The sequence below is a fragment of the Achromobacter sp. ISS7 genome, assembly GCF_056523125.1.
In genome coordinates this window covers 4,104,381-4,125,011 of record NZ_JAWRZD010000001.1, presented here as the reverse complement: position 1 = coordinate 4,125,011, position 20,631 = coordinate 4,104,381, and the positions used below count along the sequence as shown (strand labels likewise).

Sequence of the window (20,631 nt, the reverse complement as noted above, 5' to 3'; positions counted from 1 at the left end):
GGTCGCCGCGCATGGCGCGGCGCACACACCATTCCAATGACAGGCAGGAGAAGTTGATGACGGAGATTCAAACCATCGGCGTCGTGGGCGCCGGAGCCATGGGGCGGGGCATCGCCCAGATCGCGGCGCAGGCCGGCCTGCGCGTGCGCCTGTACGACACCAGCGCCGACGCCGTGGCCGCCGCGCGCGAGTCGCTGCGCCAGACCTGGGACAAGCTGGCCCAGAAGGGCAAGCTGACCGCCGCCGACGCGCAGGCCGCGCTGGCGCGCGTCGAGTCCGCCACCGCGCTGACCGACATGTCGCAATGCCAGCTGGTGGTCGAAGCCATCGTCGAGCGCCTGGACGTCAAGCGCGACCTGTTCGCCGCCCTCGAAGGCGTGGTGGCCGATGATTGCATCCTGGCCTCCAATACCTCGTCGCTGTCGATCACCGCCATCGCCGCGGCCTGCAAGCTGCCGCAGCGCGTCGCCGGCTATCACTTCTTCAACCCGGTGGCGCTGATGAAGGTGGTCGAGGTCATCGACGGCCTGCGCAGCGCGCCCGAGACCGGGGATGCGCTGGCCGAGCTGGCCCGCCGCATGGGCCACACGCCGGTGCGCGCCAAGGACATGCCCGGCTTCATCGTCAACCATGCCGGTCGCGGCATGAACACCGAAGGCCTGCGCGTGGCGCAGGAATCGGTGGCGAGCTTCGCGCAGGTCGATGCCATCATGCGCGAGCAGGCCGGTTTCCGCATGGGCCCGTTCGAGCTGCTGGACCTGACCGCGCTGGACGTCTCGCATCCTGTGATGGAATCCATCTACCGCCAGTTCTTCGACGAGCCGCGCTTCCGTCCGTCGCCCATCACCACCGTGCGCCTGGCCGGCGGCCTGATCGGCCGCAAGGCCGGCGAGGGCTTCTACAAGTATGTCGACGGCCAGAAGCAGGTGCCGGCCGAGCCGCCCGTGCCGGCGCTGCCGGAAGGCCTGAAGGTGTGGGTCAGCCCGCGTCATCCGGAAGGCTACGCGCGCGCCACCGCGCTGCTGGAAAAGCTGGGCGCGCCGCTGGTCTCCGGCTCCACGCCGGCGGCCGACACGCTCATCATCGTCACGCCGTTCGGCGAGGACGTGTCCACCACCGTCTCGGTCCAGGGCCTGGATCCGGCGCGTTGCGTCGGCCTGGACACCCTTTACGCGTTCGACAAGGCCGCCCGCCGCACCCTGATGGTGTCGCCGGCCACGCAGGACAAGTGGCGCGACGCCGCGCACGCGCTGCTGGCCGGTGACGGCGTGCCGGTCTCGGTGGTCGAGGATTCGCCGGGCTTCGTGGCCCAGCGCATCGTGGCCATGATCGTCAACATCGCCGCCGACATCGCGCAGCAGCAGATCGCCACGCCGGAAGACATCGACCGCGCCGTGACGCTGGGCCTGGGCTATCCGGTGGGTCCGCTGGCCCTGGGCGACGCGCTGGGCGCCGAGCGCATCCTCGAGATCCTCAAGAGCCTGCAGCGTGTCACGGGCGATCCGCGCTATCGCCCCAGCCTCTGGCTGCAGCGCCGCGTGCAACTGGGCATGTCGCTGCTGAAGACATCCGCGGCCGATTGAGGCCACGCCAAATGAAAAGCCCCTCGATGCATCGAGGGGCTTTTTTTCGTCCTGCGCGGTGGCCGCGCGGGACGACCGGCGTGCGGGCTTACTTGGCCGCGTCCACCATGTACTGCACGGCCGCGCGGATGTCGTCTTCCGAGGCGTTGGCCGCGCCGCCCTTGGGCGGCATGGGCGGCTTGCCCTGCATGGCGACCTTGACCATCGCGTCCATGCCCGTCTTGATGTACGGGTCCCAGGCGGCCTTGTCGCCGAACTTGGGCGCATTGGCGACGCCGGTGGCGTGGCAGGCGAAGCAAACACTCTTGTAGAGCTTCTCGCCAGCGGGATTGACCGCGGCGGTCTGCTGCGGCGCGGGCGCGGCGGCAGGCGCCGGTGCGGCTGCGGCAGGTGCGGCCGCGACAGGAGCCGGGGCAGCCGCCGCGGGAGCGGCAGCAGCCGGCGCGGCAGCTGCCGGCGTGGCGTCGGCTTCCTTCTTGGCGCCTTCTTCAGCGGGCGCGGCCGGTTCGGGCAGCGAGCCGCCGGACTTGTTGGCCATGTAGACCACGGCGCGGGCGACTTCGAAGTCGGACAGCGTCGGGTTGCCGCCCTTGGCCGGCATGCCGCCCTTGCCGTGCAGGGCCACGTTCATCATGGCGTCGAAGCCGGACTGGATGAAGGGCGCCCACGCGGCGTTGTCGCCGATCTTCGGCGCGCCGGCGACGCCGGCGGTATGACAGGCCGTACAGACGGCGGTGAAGACTTGCTCGCCGGTCTTGAAGACCTTGGGCGCGTTGGCGTCGACGAGGGCGAAACCTGCTACCGGGGCAATGCGTTTAGTGACGGCTTCGCTGGACAGCGTATCCGAGCCGGCGCCCACTTTGGTGCCCGAGGTCACCATGTTCACCAATAGGATGATGATGGCGATGGGCACCACGAAGGCCAGAATGACCGTGACGATCAGTTGCTTCGGGGTCTTGATGGGGGAGGAGTGCTCTTCTATGTGTTCCTGCTCGTTGCTCATGACCAAATCCTGCTAACGGGTACCGGGGCGCCTGGCGGCGGCAACAGAAAATCAGTACTGCACAAAGGGCGGCAAAAGCAGACCGCCTTGCAAGCAAACGCTGGATTATATAACGGTGTCATGGACACTCGTCCAACGGCCGGACAGGGGTTTTCGATGAGTTTGCGGCCATAATTGATCCACTTCATGCAGACCGCATAAAACTAGGTACAATACCGCCTCCTTGCGCTGCGCCCGTAGTTCAATGGATAGAATGAGAGTTTCCGAAGCTCTTGATACAGGTTCGATTCCTGTCGGGCGCGCCAATATCAAAGCAAGACCCGTCAAAAAACCGCCAAAAAAGCGCCGCGTCGAAAAGCACCGCGGTCAAGAATGGCGCTGGGTCAGGCTGGTTCAATAACCGGTCATCCAATCAGCCGCATGCACATGCGGTCACCAAGCGCCTGCTGGCGGATTTTCCTTTCTCCCGTTTTTCCCCGTGCGGACGGTATGGTCCGTTGCTTGCGTCTCGCCATGGCGGCGCCGCGCGCAGGGTCATGCCCGGGCCGTGGTCCGTTTGATCTGATCGACGAAGTGGCGCACGGCCGGCGAGCGCTCATGCCGCCGGTGGAGCGCGGCCACCTCCGAATCGATGGCGGCGCCCGCCAGTTCCCGGAAGACGACGTTCGGCAGTTTCATGACCTCGACCAGGACGCTCGGCACGACGGCCACGCCCATGCCGAGCGAGACATGCGTCAGCACGGTCAGCAGGCTGCCGGGAGCCGCCACCACATCGGGCGTGAATTTCCCGCGCCGCGCCACTTCCAGCAGGCCCAGGATCTGCTCGGGCACGATGAAGGCTTCCCTGGCCAGTGAGCGCGCGGCGATGGCGCCCGTCGCCGATGCGAGCGGATGGTCGGCGGGCAGCGCGACGCAGAACCGGTCGCGGATCAGCATGTGGCTGGCGATCGAGGGCGGCAGGGCGATCGGCATGCGCACGAAGGCGATGTCGATGCGGCCGTCCTCGAGCGCGCTCGCCAGTTGGTCCGTGGGCATTTCGCGGGTCTGCACCAGGACGTCGGGCCAGGCCGCGTGGTAGCGCCGGCATTGGTCCTGCAGGACGCCAAAGAACACCGCCGAGCCCACATAGCCGATTTCGACGCGGCCCAGCTCGCCCCGCCCGGCGCGCAGGCCGACGTTGAGGGTACGTTCGAGTTGTTCGAGCGTGTTGCGCGCCTCGATCAGGAAGACTTCGCCGGCCGAGGTCAGCGCGACGGACCGCTTGGTGCGGTTGAACAGGCGGACCTGCAGCGCGCGCTCCAATTCCTGGATGTGGGCGGTCAGCGTGGGCGCGGACAGGTCGAGCTGTTCCGCAGCCTGGGCGAAGTGCAGCGTGCCGGCAAGCGTCACAAAGGCCTTCAGATGACGGATCTCCATGCGCTGGCCCCTGCCGCGTTGGTGGAAGTGACGCCATCATATCGCTGCCCGGGCCGGCACAACCGGGCTTGGCGCGACGGCATGGCGCCAGGTCGCATGCCACTGCGCGAGTCGCCACGGCCCCGCGCGCTCAGCGCGCGGGGCGGGCGTCGCGCATCAACAGCTGGACCGCCAACGCGCAAGCCGCGGCCATGGCCGCCGCCAGGGCGAAGGCGCTGGCGAAGCCGACGGCGTAGCTGTCGCGGGCGATGGGCATCAGCACCGCGGCCACCGCGGGGGAGTAGGCCGACATTGCCCGCTCGAGATCGCCGGCGATGACCTGGTCGTAGTAGCTGGCGGCCACGTGCAGGCCGGTGCGCTGCGTCGCGGCCTCAGCGTAGTGGTGGATGCTGCTTGCCAGCACCGCGCCGAAGCCGGAGAACCCCAGCAGGATGCCGGTGAAGCGGGACGTGGTGCTGATGCCCGACGCCATGCCGGAGCGGCCATGGGGCAGGGTGCTCATGATGGCCTTCTGCGTCTCGCCGTTGAGCAGGCCGCCGCCCATGCCCAGGATGGCCATGCTGCCGATCAGCGGATAGCCGCTGGCCTGCCGGGTCGCCAGGATCATGAGCAGGTTGCCGATCGCCACCACCGCGAGGCCGATGCTGAGCACGCCGCGGGAATCCAGCCGCGCCGACAGTCTGCGGCCGACGTGGGGAAACACCAGCATCGCCAGCGCGAAGGGCAGCATGCTGGCGCCCGCCATCAGTACGGTCTGTCCGCGCGCGTTCTGCAGGTACATGGGAAGCACCGATGCCATCACCTGCGCCGTCGAGGCGTAGGCGAACATCGCGATGACGGCGCCGACGAACGGCTTGCTGCGGAACAGTCCCAGTTCCACCAGCGGGTGGGGATTGCGTGATTGCGAACGCAGGAACGCACTCAGGCACAGCAGGCCGAGGACCGCGACGATGGCCACCGCCGGGCTGCGCCAGCCGATGGCCGGCCCCACGATCAGCAGCCAGGTGGCGGAAAACATGGAGCCGGTGAAGAACAGGATGCCGACCGTATCCAGCGGGCGGTTGTCCGGCTCGCGCGATTCATCGATGCAGCCGCACGCCGCCAGATAGAGGATGACGCAGATCGGCAGGTTGATATTGAAGGCCCAGCGCCAGCCCAGCAGGCTGCCGATCAGGCCGCCCAGCAACGGCGCCAGCACCATCGTCAGGCCCATCACGCCGCCCCAGGCCGCCCAGGCCCGGTTGCGCGCCTCGGGTTGGTGGAACGCATTGCCGATGACGGCCAGCGCGGGAGCCAGGAGGAAGGCGGCGCTCAGGCCCTGGCCCGCCCGCGCCAGGTACAGCACCGTGGCCGAGGGGGCCAGGCCACAGAACAGCGAGGTCGCGGCGAATGCCAGGATGCCCAGCTTGAACACGCGTTTGCGGCCATAGCGGTCGGCAATCGAGCCGGCAGGCAGCAGCATTGCCGCGAAGCACAGGACGTAAGCGCTGATCACCCACTCGATGTCGGCGAACGAGGCGTTCAAATCGCGGGCGATGGCCGGCAGGACCACGCCGACGACGTTGGCGTCCAGCACCGTCATCGCGCAACCCGCGGAGGCGACGAGCAGCACGGCGCGGTCTCGCGATGGGGCTGCGGAAAGGGCGGGAGAGGGGAGTGCCGTTGGCAAGATGATGTCCTGTAAGCGTGGGGCCGGGTGACCAGCCGCGCTCATTTCAGCATCGCCGCGCACAGGGTTCAATAAACGGGAATCGCTGAATAATTCGGAATTTCCGAATACTGAAGTCGGTGGATTCCTGGGGAACGTGAAGAAGGTATGCCTGTCGTCGTTGCGTGATTCCTCATAAATAGCATGCGGGTATGACAGGCTTGCGCGCATGCCGTGATGCATTGTCGTGTGTGCGTCTCGCGCCACAAAAACGCCTGAATTCGCGAATCGGGCATTGTTTTTCGCGATGTCTCAAAAACTGACATACAGCGTTTTTAGACTTCGTCCCGTCATGTGCCGAGTTGCTGCTTGTGCTGCTTGCCGACTCGCATGCGCATGTCTGTTCAATCAACGGGAATCTGTAATGAAAAAGACTCTGATCGTCACCGCCCTGTTCGCCGCCCAGTCGGGCGTCGCGCACGCTGAAACCTCGGTGACGCTGTATGGCTTGATCGACACCGGCGTGGGCTTCCAGCGCATCAAGGGCAACGACGGCTACAAGGAATCGAAGGTCGGCATGTCCAACGGTCTGTCCAGCGGTTCGCGCTGGGGCCTGCGTGGCGCCGAAGACCTGGGCGACGGCCTGAGCGCCGTGTTCACGCTGGAAAGCGGCTTCAACTCGGCCAACGGCCAGTCGGGCCAAAGCAGCCGCCTGTTCGGCCGCCAGGCCACCGTCGGCCTGAAGGCTGATTCGTGGGGCCTGCTGGAATTCGGTCGCCAGACCAACATCGCGTCGAAGTACATCGCCGCGATCGACCCGTTCGGCGCCAGCTACGGCCAGGCCAACGTCGGTGCCGCCTTCGGCGCCGCCAACACGGTCCGCCACGACAACATGGTCATGTACCAGACCCCGTCGTTCAGCGGCTTCCAGTTCGGCCTGGGCTACTCGTTCAACGTGGCCGACACGACCGCCGCGCAGACCGGCTTCAAGACCGCCGACAACACCCGCGCGATCACCACCGGTATTCGCTACGCCAACGGCCCCCTGAACGTGGCCCTGACGTATGACCAGCTGAACATGGCCAACCAGCTCGGTTCCGACGAGAAGCCGAAGCAGTGGATCATCGGCGGTTCGTATGACTTCGAAGTGGTCAAGCTGGCGCTGGCCTACGGCCAGACCCGCGACGGCTGGTTCACCGGCCAATCGCTGAACAACTTCAGCAGCGCGGTCAACCCGTCGGGCAAGAGCTTCAGCTCGAACGTGGTCGCCAAGGACTTCAAGTCGAACTCGTACCTGGTCGGCCTGTCGGCCCCGGTCGGCGGCGCTGGCAGCATCATGGCTTCGTGGCAGCGTGCTGACGCCAACAACACCAAGTTGACCGGCGACGACGCGACCATGAACATCTACAGCCTGGGCTACACCTACAACCTGTCCAAGCGCACCAACCTGTACGCGCTGGGTTCGTACGCCACGAACTTCGCGTTCGTCGACGGCCTGAAGAGCACCGTCGGCATGGTCGGCGTGCGTCACCGCTTCTAAGCGGCGATTCGCCTCGTCCGGCGGCGCGCGCGGGTTGCGCGTCGCCGGATGCCGCGGTTGCATTGAGCGGACTGGGCGTCTTACCCGGCCACAGACGCGAAAAAAGCGGCCACCTCCCTAGCTCCACTCTCAGTCCGCTCACCCCAACCCTGTGTGGGATGAGCTCCCCGAAGCGGCATGTGCGCCGCCGGCATGCAGATGCCGGCGGCGTTTTGCTTTCGGCTCGAAGGTCAGTCGTCGAGCGACGGCACGGTGCCGATCTGGGCGAGGATGCGGGGCGACTCCATGTCGCCGGTTTCCTTGTCGATCATGACCTCGTAGGCGGCCACGCCGGCGAACTTGGAGGCCATGGAGTTGGCGATGCGGATGGCGCCGAACTCGCTGCTGGCGGGGCGGATTTCTCCGGGGGCGACGCCATTGGCGGCGGCGCGGTAGGGAATGACGATGTATTGGACGACGTGGGTCTGGGCGATTTGAGCGGCTTCGGACACAGGAGTCTCCTGGACGACGTTGTGCGGGCGAGCGAAATGTAGCATGTTGCACTGTGTTTTTGTACAGTGTTTTTCGCCGTCCCACAAATATTTTCGGGACGGGGTCGCCGACCCAGGAAAACCCCTAGCGCGCAAAGATTGCCCAAATGCCCGCTCGCCTCTAATATTTTCGAAAATCTTCTGATTTTTATAAAAAAGAGGCAAGGGAATGGAAGCGAACAGGTACGACGCCTACCGGGAAGACACCGCCGGCCGCGCCAACGTGGCGGACTCGCCGGAGCGCATCGCCTATTACCAGGAGCTGGCGCGGCTCGAGACCGGCGCGCTCTGGACGGTGGCCAACAAGATCGAGCCGTGGGCGCCGCGCTCGGCGTCGGTGCCGGTGGTCTGGCGCTACCAGGAGTTGCGCGGCCATGTGTTGCGCTCGGCCGAGCTGGTGTCGCCGGAAGAGGCCGGCCGCCGCGTGATCTACCTGAACAACCCGGGCCGGCGTGACGTTGCCGCCGCCGTCGGCTGGCTGTATTCGGGCCTGCAGGTGATGCGGGCGGGCGAGCTGGCGTCGGCGCACAAGCACTCGCATTCGGCGCTGCGCTTCATCATGGAAGGCAAGGGCGCCTTCACGGTGGTGGACGGCCACAAGATGACGCTGGGCGCGAACGACTTCGTGCTCACGCCCAACGGCACCTGGCACGAACACGGCGTGGCCGAGGATGGCACCACCTGCATCTGGCAGGACGGGCTGGACATCCCGCTGGTCAACGCGTTCGAGGCCGGCTTCTATGCCGTGCATCCCGACCTGAACCAGACCGTGACCTATCCGGTCGACGACACCAGCGCCCTGTGGGGCAGCGCGGCGCTGCGGCCGCAGACGACCGGCTGGACCAAGCCGTATTCGCCGCTGTTCAAGTACGAATGGGAGCCCACCTACGAAGCGCTGCGCCGCCATGCGCGGGTGTCGGCGGGCAGCCCCTATGACGGCATCCTGATGGAATACGTCAACCCCGCCACCGGCGGTCCGGTCATGCCGACCATCGGCGCCAGCATGCAGCTGCTGCGTCCGGGCGAGCACACCAAGGCGCACCGCCACACCGGCAGCTTCCTCTACCAGGTGGCCAAGGGCAGCGGCTTTTCGGTCATCGACGGCAAGCGCTACGACTGGACCGAGCGCGACATCTTCTGTGTGCCGTCGTGGGCCGTGCACGAGCACGCCAACCTGTCGTCCAACGATGACGCCTGCCTGTTCTGCTTCAACGACCTGCCGGTGATGCGCGCGCTGGCGCTCTACCGCGAGGAAGCGGTCAAGGACAACGACGGCCACCAGAAACTGATCTAGCGGCTGGCGCCAACCCCACTGAATTTTCATCCGCCGCCCGGCGCGAGCCGGGCGCCTGTCTCAACTCGTCTTGAATTTCCTGGAGTTCCTATGCGCTTGGTAACTTTTCGCGCCCATCCCACCGCCGCCGCCCGCCTGGGCGCGCTGGCCGAAGGCTATGTGATCGACCTGGCCCTGTTGGGCGAGGCCGGCGGCGTGGCGCTGCCGGACGACATGCTGGCCTTCATCGACCTGGGGCCCGTGGCCGTGGCGCAAGCCTCGAAGCTGATGGAGTCGTACCGCGGCGCCTGGCCCGTGGGCACCGCGCTGCCGCAGGAGAACGTCAAGCTGCTGGCGCCGATTCCGCGTCCGCGCAAGAACATCTTCGGCATCGGCCTGAACTACGTCGAGCACGTGGCGGAATCGAGCCGCACGCTCGATACCTCGGCCGACCTGCCCAAGCAGCCGGTGATCTTCTCCAAGCCGCCCACCACCGTGATCGGGCCGGGTGACGCCATCGAGCACAACGCCAAGATCACCCAGCAGCTGGACTGGGAAGTCGAGCTGGCGGTGATCATGGGCCGCCGCGCCACGCGCGTGGCCGAGGCCGATGCGCTGTCGTACGTGTTCGGCTACAGCGTGATGCTGGACATGAGCGCGCGCGACTGCCGCCGCGCCGGCCAGTGGATCTATTCGAAGGGCCAGGACACCTACGCCCCGTTCGGCCCCTGCATCGTCACGGCCGACGAGATCCCCGATCCGCAGGTGCTGGACCTGTGGCTGACGGTCAACGGCGAGAAGAAGCAGGGCTCGAACACGCGCCACATGCTGTTCAAGGTGCCGTTCCTGATCTCGGACATCAGCGCCGGCATCACGCTGGAGCCGGGCGACATCATCGCCACCGGCACGCCCGAAGGCGTGGGCGCGGGCCGCAAGCCGCAGGAATGGCTGTGGCCGGGCGACGTGGTGGTGGCGTGCGTGGAAGGCATCGGCACGCTGCGCCATCCGGTGGTGGCGGTCTAGGCGAAATTCCAGCGCGCGCCGCGGGGCGGCGCGCGCGGCGGTCTCCAAGGGGAAAACAATGATCAAGCAAACAATGTTGGCGGCGGGCCTGGCCTGGACGCTGGGTGGCGCGGCGCATGCGGCCGAACCGGTCAAGATCGGCTTCATCGCCACGCTGTCGACGCCGGCCGGCTACATCGGCGAGGACGAGCGCGACGCCTTCAACCTGGCGATCAAGCAAGGCGGCGGCAAGCTGGGCGGGGTGCCGGTGCAGCTGGTGATCGAGGATGACGGCCTCAAGCCGGCCAACGCCAAGCAGGCGGCCGACCGCATGCTGCAGTCGGGCATCAAGCTGTTCACCGGCGTGAACTTCTCCAACGTGCTGGCGGCGGTGGCGCCGGGCGTGGTCAAGTCGGGCGCGTTCTACGTCAGCCTGAACCCCGGCCCGTCCAGCTTCGCCGGTGAGAAGTGCGATCAGAACTATTTCGTCGCCTCGTACCAGAACGATGCCTTCCACACGGCGGGCGGCGTGGCCGCCAACGAGCTGGGCTACAAGCGCGTGGCGCTGCTGGCGCCCAACTACCAGGCCGGGCGCGACGCCATCGAGGGCTTCAAGCGCACCTACAAGGGCGAGGTGGTGGCCGAGATCTACACCAAGCTGGACCAGTCGGACTTCTCGGTCGAGCTGGCGCGGGTGCGGTCGCTGGCGCCCGACGCCGTCTATCAGTTCCATCCGGGCGGCACCGGCATCAACTTCGTCAAGCAGTACGCCGCGGCGGGCCTGAACAAGACCGTGCCGATGCTGATGCCGAGCTTCTCGATGGACGCGCGCATGATCAAGGCCACCGGCGACGCGGCGCAGGGCGCCTACATCACCGGCATCTGGTCGCAGGACTTCGACAATCCGCAGTCCAAGGCTTTCGTGCAGGCGTTCAAGGAAGCCTACGGCCGCGTGCCCACCGACTACGCCATGCAGGCCTATGACACGGCGCAATTGATCGGCGTCGGCCTGAAGGCCACCGGCGGCGACCTGTCGCGCCAGGCCGAGTTCCGCGCGGCGCTGCGCAAGCCGGAGTTCGCCTCGTTGCGCGGCAAGTTCAGCATGAACACCAACCAGCACCCGGTGCAGGACCTGTACCTGATGCGCATCGAGAAAGATGCCGATGGCGGCCTGTCGCCGCACCTGGTGCGCAAGCTGGTGTCCGATGACAAAGACGCCTACGCCCAATTCTGCAAGATGCCGTCATGACATTGCTCTTCGAACAGTTGCTCAACGGGCTGCAGTTCGGCGCGATGCTGTTCCTGCTCGCCGCCGGGCTGACCCTGATCTTCGGGATCATGGGCGTGGTGAACCTGACCCACGGCTCGTTCTACATGGTGGGCGCGTACTGCGCGGCCTACGCCATCGGCACCACCGGCTCGTTCCTGGCGGGCGTGCTGGCGGCGCTGCTGGGGGCGGGGCTGTACGGCCTGTCGGTGGAGGTGCTGGTGATCCGCAAGCTGTACAAGCGCGACCACCTGTACCAGGTGCTGGCCACCTTCGGCCTGCTGCTGTTCTCCAATGAGGCGGTCAGCCTGATCTTCGGCCGGCGCCCGCCGCTGGTGGGCATCCCGTCCTTCCTGGAGGGCGCGGTGACGCTGGCGCCGGGCTTCCAGTATCCGTTGATCCGGCTGTCGTTCATCGCCGTGGGCGCGCTGGTGGCCGTGGGGCTGTGGTGGCTGGTGAACCGCACCCGCATCGGCATGCTGATCCGCGCCGGCGCCGACGACCGTGAAATGGTCGACGCGCTGGGCGTGGACATCAAGAAGCTCTACACCCTGGTGTTCGGCCTGGGCGCGCTGCTGTGCGGACTGGCGGGCGTGATGGCCGCGCCGCTGCTGGCGGTGGAGATCGGCATGGGCGAGCGCATCCTGATCACCACTTTCGTGGTCATCGTGATCGGCGGCGTGGGCTCGGTGCGCGGCGCGCTGGCCGGAGCCCTGCTGGTCGGCATGGTCGACAGCATGGGGCGGGCCTTCCTGCCGCAGCTGCTGGGCGCGGTGTTCTCGCCGGCCACGGCGGATCCCCTGGCGGCGGGCCTGGCGTCGGCCAGTATCTATGTGTTGATGGCGATCGTGCTGATCGCCAAGCCGGGCGGCCTGTTCCCGGCGCGAGGATGATGATGGCAAAGACACTTTCGAATCGCGCGCGCTGGGGGTTGGCCGGGCTGATCCTGCTGCTGGCGCTGCCGGGCGCGGCGGCGGCCACCGACACGCCCTTCCTGATCGGCGTGGTGACGCGCTTTCTGATCTACGGCCTGGCCGCGGTCAGCCTGGACCTGGTGATCGGCTACGGCGCCATGGTCAGCTTCGGCCATGCGATGTTCTTCGGGCTGGGCGGCTATGCGGTGGGCATCATCGCCTTCCACACCACCGAGGCCGGTCCCTTGTTCGGCTGGGCCGGCAGCAACGCCGCGCTGGTGGTGTGGCCGATCGCCATGGTGGTGTGCGCGCTGGCGGGCTGGCTGTTCGGCTACCTGGCGCTGCGCACGCGCGGCGTGCAGTTCATCATGATCACGCTGGCGTTCGGGCAGATGGTGTATTTCATCCTGGTGTCGCTGCAGTTCTATGGCGGCGACGACGGCCTGATGATCTCGCAACGCAACGTGCTGCCGGGCCTGAACCTGGAGAACCCACTGACGTTCTACTACGTCTGCCTGGCGCTGCTGACCGCCTGGACGCTGTTGTGCATCCGCATCACCAACTCGCGCTTCGGCATGGTGCTGCAGGCGCTGCGCCAGAGCGAGCGGCGCGCCATCAACCTGGGCGTGGCGCCCACGCCGTACCGCCTGAGCGCCTTCGTCCTGTCGGCGGTGGGCACGGGGCTGGCGGGCGTGCTGTGGGCCAACTACGCGGGGCTGGTGACGCCCGACATGGCGGCCTGGACCAAGTCGGGCGAGCTGATGGCCATCGTCATCCTCGGCGGCGTGGGCACGCTGCTGGGGCCGATCGCGGGCGCGGCGGTGTTCCTGGGGCTGGAGCAGATGCTGTCGTCGCTGACCGAGCATTGGCTGCTGTACATGGGGCCGGTATTGGTGCTCGTGGTGTTGTGGGGCCAAAAAGGATTGTTCGGCCGCCTGCTGGAGACGCGCCATGCTGATTGAGCCCACCCCCGAAGCGCTGCGCGCTTCCCCCTCCAGGGGGCATGCCAGCGGACCGGCGGAGCCGGCTCCGCGGCATCCCGATGAGGCATCGCCATTGCAGACGACTGATATGCAGACGCTGTTGCGTCTATCCGGGCTGCGCAAGGCCTTCGACGCGGTCGTCGCCACCAACGGCGTGGACCTGGACGTGCGCGCCGGGGAGATCCACGCCATCATCGGCCCGAACGGCGCCGGCAAGTCGACGCTGATCGCGCAGATCTGCGGCGAGATCCGGCCGGACTCGGGCACCATCGAGCTGGACGGGCGCGACGTGACGGCGCTGCGCGCCTTCGAGCGCGCCCGCCTGGGGCTGGGCCGCTCGTTCCAGATCACCGAGCTGTGCCAGGAATACACCGCGCTGGAAAACGTCATCCTGTCCAGCATGCTCAAGGGCGGCCGCGCCTTTGGCGCCTGGTCAGATCCGCGCCGCGACGCGGGCCTGAAGGCGCAGGCGATGCAGTGGCTGACGCACGTCGGCCTGGCGGACCGGCGCCACGTGCGCACCGCCGACCTGGCGCACGGCGAGAAACGCCAGCTGGAACTGGCGGTGGCCCTGGCGCGCTCGCCGCGCCTGCTGCTGCTGGACGAGCCCATGGCCGGCATGGGGCCGGAGGAATCCGCGCGCATGACGCGCCTGCTGCTGGGCATGAAGGGCGACTACGGCATCCTGCTGGTGGAGCACGACATGGACGCGGTGTTCGCGCTGGCCGACCGCATCAGCGTGCTGGTCTACGGCAAGGTGGTGTTCAGCGGCGCGCCCGACGAGGTGCGGCGCCATCCGGAAGTGCGCGCCGCCTACCTGGGAGAAGAACATGTTGAAGGTTGAGGGCCTGACCGGCGGCTACGGGTCGAGCAAGGTGCTGTTCGGCATGGCCTTCGAGGCCGCCGAGGGCGAGGTGATTTCGCTGATCGGCCGCAATGGCATGGGCAAGACCACCACCATCAAGACGCTGATGGGCATGCTGCCGGCCACCGGCGGCCAGGTGCGGTTCCGTGGCCAGACGCTGGCGCGGCCGGCGCCGAGCGTCGTGGCGCGGCTGGGCGTGGGCCTGGTACCGGAAGGACGGCGCGTGTTCGGCTCGCTCTCGGTGGAAGAGAACCTGGTGGCCACTTCGCGCGCCGCGCCGGGCGGCTGGGACCTGGCGCGGGTCTACACGCTGTTTCCGCGCCTGAAGGAGCGCCGCGCGCAATCGTCGCGCACGCTGTCGGGCGGCGAGCAGCAGATGCTGGTGGTGGGCCGCGCGCTCATGACCAATCCCAAGCTGCTGATCCTGGACGAAGCCACCGAAGGATTGGCGCCGCTGATCCGCCAGGAAATCTGGCGTTGCCTGCGGGCCTTGAAGGCCGAGGGCCAGACCATCCTGGTGATCGACAAGAACCTGCCCGAGATGGCGACGCTGGTGGACCGCCACTACATCGTCGACAAGGGCCGCGTGGCCTGGTCGGGCGCGCCCGCGGAACTGTCCGCGCAGCCCGAACTGGCGCAACGTTATCTCGGCATCTGACCGCAATAGGAGCCACACGCATGTTGAACCTGCCCGTCTTCAAGGCCGCCGCCGTCCAGGCGGCCCCGGTTTTCCTGGACACCGACGCCACCGTCGACAAGACCTGCGCGCTGATCGCCGAGGCCGCCGGCAACGGCGCCAGCCTGGTGGCCTTTCCCGAGGTGTTCGTCTCGGCCTATCCCTACTGGAGCTGGGTGATGAACCCGGTGCAGGGCAGCCCCTGGTTCGAAAAACTCTGCAAGAGCGCCATCGAACTGCCCGGCCCGGAGATCCGCCGCATCGCCCAGGCGGCGCGCCAGCACCGCGTCAACGTGGTGGTGGGCGTGAACGAGCGCAGCCGCCATGGCGTGGGCACGATCTACAACACCATGGTCTTCATCAACGAAGAGGGCCGCGTCCTGGGCCGCCATCGCAAGCTGGTGCCGACCTGGGCCGAAAAGCTCACCTGGGCGCATGGCGACGGCGAATCGCTGCGCGTCTACGACACCTCGGTCGGCAAGCTCGGCGGGCTGGCCTGCGGCGAGAACACCAACACGCTGGCGCGGTTTTCGCTGCTGGCGCAGGGTGAAATGGTGCACGTCGCCAGCTATATCTCGCTGCCGGTGGCGCCGCCCGATTACGACATGGCCGAGGCCATCCGCCTGCGGGCGGCGGCGCATTCGTTCGAGGGCAAGGTGTTCACGGTGGTGTCGTGCTCGACCATTTCCACCGAGATCCAGGACGCCATCAGCGCCAGCCATCCGGAAGCGCGCGAGATGCTGGCGCGCCGCAACAGCGCCTTTTCGGGGATATTGGGGCCGGACGGCCGCGTCATCGGCGAGCCGCTGATCGACGACGAGGGCATCGTCTACGCCGACATCGACCTGTCGCGCTGCATCCAGCCGCGCCAGATGCACGACATCGTCGGCCACTACAACCGTTTCGACGTGTTCGACCTGCGCGTGAACCGGCGTCCGCTGCAGGCGGCGCGCTACGACGACCAGGACGGACCGGCAGGCGACGAGGCGGGCTGGGACCTCGATCCGCAGCCGGAAACGCCGCGCGAGGCGCGCGGGTGAGCACGGCCAGGCCGGCGGGTAGAATGGGCCGCCTGAGCGCCCGCTGGCCCCGGGGCCGGCCAGCCGGCCGCTGACATCTGGAGAGCACGTTGAAGCCAAGAATCAAAGCTTCCCGCCAGGACGAGCCCGGAGCCGACGGGAACGCCGAGGTAGAGGAAATCACGCTGTCCGAGCAGGTCTACCGCCTGCTCCGGCGCGACATCATGAGCGGCGCGTTCGCGCCCGGGCAGTCGCTGCGCCTGGAATTGCTCAAGCAGCGCTACGGCAGCAGCTTTTCCCCGATCCGCGAGGCCCTGAACCGGTTGCGCAGCGAACGCATGGTGATCACCACCACCTCGCGCGGCTTTCGCATCGCGCCGCTGTCGGTCGAGGAAATGTGGGACGCCTGCGAAACCCGCATCCTGATCGATTGCGAGGCGCTGCGGCGCTCGCTGGCCAATGCCGACGATGCCTGGGAAGCGCGGCTGGTTGGCGCCTACCACGCGCTGACACTGGCCGCGCAGCGCGCCGGCGAGGCCGTGCCGCCCAGCCAGGAGCTGGAGGAATCGCTCGAGGCGCGCCACCTGGATTTCCACCACGCGCTGATCGGCGCCTGCCGCTCGCACTGGCTGCTGGACCTGTCCACGCAGCTGTACGCGCAGACCGAGCGCTACCGCCGCCCGGCGCGTGCCGGCGCCACGGCCTACGGCCCCGAACGCAATGTCGACGACGAGCACCGCCAGTTGCTCGATGCCGCGCTGTCGCGCGACGTCGAGCGTTCGGTGGCGATGCTGGCGGCGCATTACCGCAAGACGGCGCAGTTCATCGAACACATCATTTCCCAGGACGACAGGCAGGCCATTCATGCGTGACGCGGACATCGATCTCTTTTTTCCCACCATCGCCGAGCGCGAGGTGCAATACAACGCCCGCGAGTCGGTGGCGGACTTCGACGCCTGCGTGCGCCGCTACGCCGAATCTGCCGCCGCGGTGAAGTCGCGCCGCCCAGGCCTGCTGAACCTGCGCTACGGCATGGGCCAGGACGAGCGGCTGGACCTGTTCCTGCCCGCCGCCAACCGCGGTCCGGCGCCGTTGTTCGTGTTCATCCACGGCGGCTACTGGCGCGCGCAGCGCAAGGAAGACGCGCCGGTCATGGCCGAGGCCTTCAACGCGGCCGGCGCCGCGGTGGCGGTGCCCGAATACACGCTGGCGCCCGAAGCGACGCTGCCGGAAATCGTGCGCGAGATGCGCTCGGCGCTGGCCTGGCTGTATCACAACGCGGCGGCGTACGGCGTCGATCCCGAGCGCATCTACGTCGGCGGCAGCTCGGCCGGCGGCCACCTGGCCGCGATGCTGGCCGCGCCCGCCTGGCCGGCGAGCTACGGCGTGCCGGACGACGTGGTCAAGGGCACGCTGGCGCTGAGCGGCCTGTTCGACCTGCGGCCGTTGTGCGACGTCCTGCCCAATACCTGGCTGCGGCTGACGCCGGAACAGGCCGCGCGTCACAGCCCGATCTTCAACCTGCCCGAACGCGCCGGCCCGATGCTGCTGGCGGTCGGCGGCCTGGAGACCCAGGGTTTCAAGAACCAGACCGAAGCCTTCGAGCGCGCCTGGACCGGCGCCGGCCTGCAAGCCACGCGCATCCCGACGCCGCATTGCAACCACTTCGACCTGGTGAACGAGCTGGAGGATCCGGCCAGCGACCTGACCCGCGCCACCCTGGCGATGATGGGCCTGGCGCAAGCCTGAGCGGGTTGACGGATACGGGCGCGCCATGGCCGACCTGAAACTGCTGGAAGACCTGATCGCGCTGGCGCAGAGCGGCAGTTTCGTGCGCGCCGCCGAGGCGCGGCACGTCACGCATCCGGCTTTCGGCCGCCGCATCCGCGCCCTCGAGGTCTGGGCCGGCGCGCCGCTGGTGGAGCGCCAGCGCGTGCCGGTGACGCTGACCGCCGAGGGCGAGGCGCTGCTCAAGACCGCCACCCAGGTGGTCGAGCAGATGGGGCTGGTGCGCCATCGCATCCGCAGTTCCGGCGCGGGCGGCGAGGCGGTGCTGCGCATCGCCACCGGCCGCAGCCTGTCGCGCACCGTGGTGGGCGACTGGATCGCGCGGCTGCGCCACCGCGCGCCGAAGGTGTTGGTCGAAGGCACCCAGCTGGAGATTTCCACCGGCAAGATGGAAGACATGGCGATGCGGCTGGAGCAGGGCAAGGTCGACCTGCTGTGCTGTTACGAGCACCCCGCGCTGTCGATGCAGCTCAACCCGGTGCGCTACCGCTACATGACCCTGGGCACCGACAAGCTGGTGCCGGTCAGCCAGGCCGACGGCCGTGGCCGCGCCCGCTACGTGCTGAGCGAGGGCGGCCAGGCGGTGCCGCTGATCACCTACGCCGGCGGCCTGTCGATGGAACGCATCCTGGGCGACCGGCTCGAATCCACGCCCTACGCGCTTACGCCGTTCGTGCGCATCGATTCGCTCGATGCCGCGCATGGCGCGGCGCTCAAGGGATTGGGCGTGGCCTGGTTGCCGTGGTCGATGGTGGCGGCCGACTGCCGCCGCGGCACGCTGGTGTCGCTGGGCGGGCGCAGCGACGAGATCGCCTTCGAGGTGCGGCTGTACCGCTCGCGGGCGCGGCTGGCCGATCTGGCCGAGGCGGCCTGGGAAGCCACCGCCAATCGCAAGGCCTGAGGCGCCGCGTCGCCGCCCGCACGGGCGGGTCGGGCGAGCTGAATTAGCACGGAAATGTGCCGACTCGGCACGTCATGCCGCCGGTCCACGCGCAGAATGTCTCCCGAAACTCGAACGAGACGGCGCCGCCGTCCGCCTCAGCACCCCAGGGAGAAATTCATGAAATTCGTTCCGCACGCCTTGCGCGGCGCGTCGGTCGCGCTCTGTGCCGCCGCCTCGTTGATCGCCGCGCCGGCCATCGCCGCCGGCTACCCCGACCACCCGGTCTCGTTGATCGTCGGCTATCCGGCCGGCGGCAGCGTCGACCTGACCGCGCGGCTGTTCGGCGAGGAGCTGGCCAAGCGCATCGGCCAGAGCGTGGTGGTCGAGAATGCCGGCGGCGCCGGCGGCACCATCGGCGCGCAGCGCGTGGCCCGCGCCACGCCCGACGGCTACACGCTGCTGCTGGGATCGACCAATGAAATGGTCGTCGCCCGCATGATCAACAATGCCGTCAAGTACGACGGCGCCAGGGACTTCACCGCCCTCGGCGTGATCGCCACGCAACCGATGGTGCTGGCGGCCAGCAAGAATTCCGGCGTGAAGACCGCCGCCGAATATCTGCAGAAGCTGCGCGCCACGGCGCCGGGCAGCTTCAATTACGGTTCGTCGGGCGTCGGCACCACGCTGCACCTGGCCGGCGAGATGATCAACCAGGAAACCAGTACGCGCGCCGAGCATGTCCCGTACCGGGGCGTGTCGCCGCTGGTGACCGACCTGATGAGCGGCCAGCTGGATTTCGGCATGCTGGTGCTGTCTTCGGGCCTGCCGCAAGTGCGCGCCGACAAGATCGTGGCGCTGGGCGTGACGCAGCCCAAGCGTTCGCCGGTGGCGCCGGACATTCCCGCGCTGGCCGAGACCCCGGGCTTCGAGGCGGTCGACCTCAGCATCACGTTCTCGCTGTATGGCCCGGCCGGCCTGCCGGAGCCGGTGGCCGCCAAGCTGCGCGAGGCGCTGGCGGATACGCTCAAGTCGGAACAGTTCCGCGCCAAGATGCTGGAAGCCGGCGGCGTGCTGGCGCAGCCGGGCCTGGATCCGGTGGCCTCGCAGGCCGCCGAGACGCGCAAGTACGGCGCGCTGGTCAAGGCGGCCAAGATCGAGGCGCAGTAAGCGCGATTCCTTCCCGTGCCGGCGGCCGCCCTGGAGCGGCCGCCGGCACATCCAGACCGACCCATCACCGCATCAACGCAGGCTATTCCATGGATTTCACGCTTCCCGTTCCCGACCTGGCCGCCGAGCGCCTGGGCAATACCGACACGCCGGGCGTCTGGCACTTCGACTCGGGCGTGCCCGGCCGCACGCTGATGCTGTCCGCGCTGGTGCACGGCAACGAGCTGTGCGGCGCCTGGGCCCTGAAGGACCTGCTGGCGGCGGGCCTGCGGCCGCGCCGCGGCGGGCTGACGCTGGCGTTCTGCAACCTGCCGGCCTTCGACCGCTTCGACCTGGCGCGCCATGACGCGTCGCGTTTCGTCGACGAAGACATGAACCGCGTCTGGAGCGCCGAGCGCCTGGACTCGCCCACCAGCAGCGACCGCCAGCGGGCGGCGCAATTGCGCCCGTGGGTCGAGCGCGCCGACTGGCTGCTGGACCTGCACTCGATGCACGAGCCCGGCGCGCCGCTGCTGCTGACCGGCGTCCTGCCGCGCAACATCGCCCTGGCGCGGCGCCTGAAGGCGCCGCAACACGTGATCGTGGACGCCGGCCACAAGGACGGCGTGCGCATGCGCGACTTCGCGCAGTTCGGCGATGCGGCGCGCGACACGGCCTGCGCGCTGCTGATCGAATGCGGTTTCCACGGCGACCCGGCGGCGCGCGACGTCGCGCGCGACATGGTGGCGCGCATGCTGGTCGCCTCGGACGTGGTGGATGCCGCCGACCTCCCGGCCGGCTGGCTGCGGCCCGACGCCACCGCGCAGCGCGTGCTGGAAGTGACCGACGCGGTGGTGGCGCCGTCGATGGACGTCACCTTCTCGCAGCCCTGGCAAGGCCTGGAGACGCTGGAGAAGGCGGGATCGGTGATCGGCTGGGCCGACGGCCGGGCGATCGTGTCGCCCTATGACCGCTGCACGCTGGTGATGCCGTCGCTGCGCCAGCTCAAGCCGGGCGTGACGGTGGTGCGATTGGCGCGCGACTACGCGGGTTGAATGCCGCGGGCCGCGCCGCGGGACCGGCCATGCCGCTACA

Annotated in this window: 19 protein-coding genes and 1 tRNA gene; 16 read left to right on the top strand and 4 right to left on the bottom strand. The window is 68.2% G+C overall.

What is annotated here, in order from left to right; all coding sequences use genetic code 11:
* The first annotated feature begins 11 nt into the window (after positions 1–11).
* Positions 12–1,583: a 3-hydroxyacyl-CoA dehydrogenase gene (locus tag AC1HFW_RS18580; protein ID WP_479284784.1), complete on the top strand. Its 1,572-nt coding sequence runs from the start codon at positions 12–14 to the stop codon at positions 1,581–1,583.
* A gap of 88 nt (positions 1,584–1,671) precedes the next feature.
* Here the strand turns inward: AC1HFW_RS18580 and AC1HFW_RS18575 are convergent, their stop codons facing one another.
* Positions 1,672–2,586 (bottom strand): c-type cytochrome, encoded by a 915-nt coding sequence (locus AC1HFW_RS18575; RefSeq protein WP_479284782.1) that lies wholly within the window; start codon positions 2,584–2,586, stop codon positions 1,672–1,674.
* Positions 2,587–2,816: 230 nt separating this feature from the next.
* Between AC1HFW_RS18575 and AC1HFW_RS18570 the strand changes: the two genes are divergently transcribed.
* Positions 2,817–2,891: transfer RNA gene (locus tag AC1HFW_RS18570), tRNA-Arg, on the top strand.
* Between the two features lie 229 nt (positions 2,892–3,120).
* Here AC1HFW_RS18570 and AC1HFW_RS18565 read toward each other — a convergent pair.
* Both AC1HFW_RS18565 and AC1HFW_RS18560 read right to left on the bottom strand, forming a co-directional pair.
* Entirely contained in the window at positions 3,121–4,002 is an 882-nt protein-coding gene (locus tag AC1HFW_RS18565) for a LysR substrate-binding domain-containing protein (protein ID WP_479284780.1), read from the bottom strand.
* 130 nt (positions 4,003–4,132) lie between these two features.
* Positions 4,133–5,614 carry an MFS transporter gene (locus tag AC1HFW_RS18560; protein ID WP_479284778.1) on the bottom strand — a complete coding sequence of 494 codons (1,482 nt, stop codon included), beginning with the start codon at positions 5,612–5,614 and terminating at the stop codon, positions 4,133–4,135.
* Between the two features lie 460 nt (positions 5,615–6,074).
* Here AC1HFW_RS18560 and AC1HFW_RS18555 point away from each other — a divergent pair, with 460 nt between their 5' ends.
* Complete coding sequence (locus AC1HFW_RS18555) at positions 6,075–7,190, top strand: porin (protein ID WP_479284776.1); 1,116 nt, start codon at positions 6,075–6,077, stop codon at positions 7,188–7,190.
* Positions 7,191–7,420: 230 nt separating this feature from the next.
* On the opposite strand, the gene AC1HFW_RS18550 is transcribed toward AC1HFW_RS18555, so the two are convergent.
* Positions 7,421–7,681, bottom strand: a complete 261-nt coding sequence (locus AC1HFW_RS18550; protein WP_006392578.1) for a hypothetical protein — start codon at positions 7,679–7,681, stop codon at positions 7,421–7,423.
* A gap of 208 nt (positions 7,682–7,889) precedes the next feature.
* Here AC1HFW_RS18550 and AC1HFW_RS18545 point away from each other — a divergent pair, with 208 nt between their 5' ends.
* The 13 genes from AC1HFW_RS18545 to AC1HFW_RS18485 all read left to right on the top strand — a co-directional run bounded on the left by AC1HFW_RS18545 (position 7,890) and on the right by AC1HFW_RS18485 (position 20,591).
* Positions 7,890–9,014: a cupin domain-containing protein gene (locus AC1HFW_RS18545; RefSeq protein WP_006392579.1), complete on the top strand. Its 1,125-nt coding sequence runs from the start codon at positions 7,890–7,892 to the stop codon at positions 9,012–9,014.
* Between the two features lie 90 nt (positions 9,015–9,104).
* Entirely contained in the window at positions 9,105–10,016 is a 912-nt protein-coding gene (locus tag AC1HFW_RS18540) for a fumarylacetoacetate hydrolase family protein (RefSeq protein ID WP_006392580.1), read from the top strand.
* A gap of 58 nt (positions 10,017–10,074) precedes the next feature.
* Positions 10,075–11,244, top strand: a complete 1,170-nt coding sequence (locus AC1HFW_RS18535) for an ABC transporter substrate-binding protein (protein ID WP_006392581.1) — start codon at positions 10,075–10,077, stop codon at positions 11,242–11,244.
* Positions 11,241–12,155 carry a branched-chain amino acid ABC transporter permease gene (locus AC1HFW_RS18530; RefSeq protein WP_006392582.1) on the top strand — a complete coding sequence of 305 codons (915 nt, stop codon included), beginning with the start codon at positions 11,241–11,243 and terminating at the stop codon, positions 12,153–12,155. Before AC1HFW_RS18535 ends, AC1HFW_RS18530 begins: the two co-directional genes overlap by 4 nt.
* Positions 12,152–13,138 carry a branched-chain amino acid ABC transporter permease gene (locus AC1HFW_RS18525; RefSeq protein ID WP_035359928.1) on the top strand — a complete coding sequence of 329 codons (987 nt, stop codon included), beginning with the start codon at positions 12,152–12,154 and terminating at the stop codon, positions 13,136–13,138. Before AC1HFW_RS18530 ends, AC1HFW_RS18525 begins: the two co-directional genes overlap by 4 nt.
* 109 nt (positions 13,139–13,247) lie before the next feature.
* Entirely contained in the window at positions 13,248–14,003 is a 756-nt protein-coding gene (locus tag AC1HFW_RS18520; protein ID WP_049070886.1) for an ABC transporter ATP-binding protein, read from the top strand.
* On the top strand, positions 13,990–14,682 hold the full coding sequence (locus tag AC1HFW_RS18515; RefSeq protein ID WP_006392585.1) for an ABC transporter ATP-binding protein: 693 nt from the start codon (positions 13,990–13,992) through the stop codon (positions 14,680–14,682). The genes AC1HFW_RS18520 and AC1HFW_RS18515 overlap by 14 nt, the downstream gene beginning before the upstream one ends.
* 20 nt (positions 14,683–14,702) lie before the next feature.
* A complete protein-coding gene (locus AC1HFW_RS18510) occupies positions 14,703–15,740 on the top strand; it encodes a carbon-nitrogen hydrolase family protein (protein ID WP_241066859.1) in 1,038 nt (345 codons plus the stop codon).
* Positions 15,741–15,829: 89 nt separating this feature from the next.
* Positions 15,830–16,591, top strand: coding sequence for a GntR family transcriptional regulator (locus AC1HFW_RS18505; RefSeq protein ID WP_479284772.1), 762 nt, complete (start codon positions 15,830–15,832; stop codon positions 16,589–16,591).
* Positions 16,584–17,468, top strand: coding sequence for an alpha/beta hydrolase (locus AC1HFW_RS18500; protein WP_006392588.1), 885 nt, complete (start codon positions 16,584–16,586; stop codon positions 17,466–17,468). Before AC1HFW_RS18505 ends, AC1HFW_RS18500 begins: the two co-directional genes overlap by 8 nt.
* Before the next feature lie 25 nt (positions 17,469–17,493).
* Positions 17,494–18,408, top strand: coding sequence for a LysR family transcriptional regulator (locus AC1HFW_RS18495; RefSeq protein ID WP_479284770.1), 915 nt, complete (start codon positions 17,494–17,496; stop codon positions 18,406–18,408).
* Between the two features lie 159 nt (positions 18,409–18,567).
* Positions 18,568–19,557: a Bug family tripartite tricarboxylate transporter substrate binding protein gene (locus tag AC1HFW_RS18490; protein ID WP_479284769.1), complete on the top strand. Its 990-nt coding sequence runs from the start codon at positions 18,568–18,570 to the stop codon at positions 19,555–19,557.
* An 89-nt stretch (positions 19,558–19,646) separates the two neighbouring features.
* Positions 19,647–20,591, top strand: coding sequence for a M14 family metallopeptidase (locus AC1HFW_RS18485; protein ID WP_479284767.1), 945 nt, complete (start codon positions 19,647–19,649; stop codon positions 20,589–20,591).
* Positions 20,592–20,631 lie beyond the last annotated feature (40 nt).

Coding starts and splice junctions, on each gene's coding strand:
- AC1HFW_RS18520 (WP_049070886.1), top strand. CDS start 13,248: ATGCAGACGCTGTTGCGTCTATCCGGGCTGCGCAAGGCCTTCGACGCG.
- AC1HFW_RS18535 (WP_006392581.1), top strand. CDS start 10,075: ATGATCAAGCAAACAATGTTGGCGGCGGGCCTGGCCTGGACGCTGGGT.
- AC1HFW_RS18495 (WP_479284770.1), top strand. CDS start 17,494: ATGGCCGACCTGAAACTGCTGGAAGACCTGATCGCGCTGGCGCAGAGC.
- AC1HFW_RS18530 (WP_006392582.1), top strand. CDS start 11,241: ATGACATTGCTCTTCGAACAGTTGCTCAACGGGCTGCAGTTCGGCGCG.
- AC1HFW_RS18580 (WP_479284784.1), top strand. CDS start 12: ATGGCGCGGCGCACACACCATTCCAATGACAGGCAGGAGAAGTTGATG.
- AC1HFW_RS18545 (WP_006392579.1), top strand. CDS start 7,890: ATGGAAGCGAACAGGTACGACGCCTACCGGGAAGACACCGCCGGCCGC.
- AC1HFW_RS18575 (WP_479284782.1), bottom strand. CDS start 2,586: ATGAGCAACGAGCAGGAACACATAGAAGAGCACTCCTCCCCCATCAAG.
- AC1HFW_RS18540 (WP_006392580.1), top strand. CDS start 9,105: ATGCGCTTGGTAACTTTTCGCGCCCATCCCACCGCCGCCGCCCGCCTG.
- AC1HFW_RS18485 (WP_479284767.1), top strand. CDS start 19,647: ATGGATTTCACGCTTCCCGTTCCCGACCTGGCCGCCGAGCGCCTGGGC.
- AC1HFW_RS18525 (WP_035359928.1), top strand. CDS start 12,152: ATGATGATGGCAAAGACACTTTCGAATCGCGCGCGCTGGGGGTTGGCC.
- AC1HFW_RS18510 (WP_241066859.1), top strand. CDS start 14,703: ATGTTGAACCTGCCCGTCTTCAAGGCCGCCGCCGTCCAGGCGGCCCCG.
- AC1HFW_RS18490 (WP_479284769.1), top strand. CDS start 18,568: ATGAAATTCGTTCCGCACGCCTTGCGCGGCGCGTCGGTCGCGCTCTGT.
- AC1HFW_RS18565 (WP_479284780.1), bottom strand. CDS start 4,002: ATGGAGATCCGTCATCTGAAGGCCTTTGTGACGCTTGCCGGCACGCTG.
- AC1HFW_RS18500 (WP_006392588.1), top strand. CDS start 16,584: ATGCGTGACGCGGACATCGATCTCTTTTTTCCCACCATCGCCGAGCGC.
- AC1HFW_RS18555 (WP_479284776.1), top strand. CDS start 6,075: ATGAAAAAGACTCTGATCGTCACCGCCCTGTTCGCCGCCCAGTCGGGC.
- AC1HFW_RS18515 (WP_006392585.1), top strand. CDS start 13,990: ATGTTGAAGGTTGAGGGCCTGACCGGCGGCTACGGGTCGAGCAAGGTG.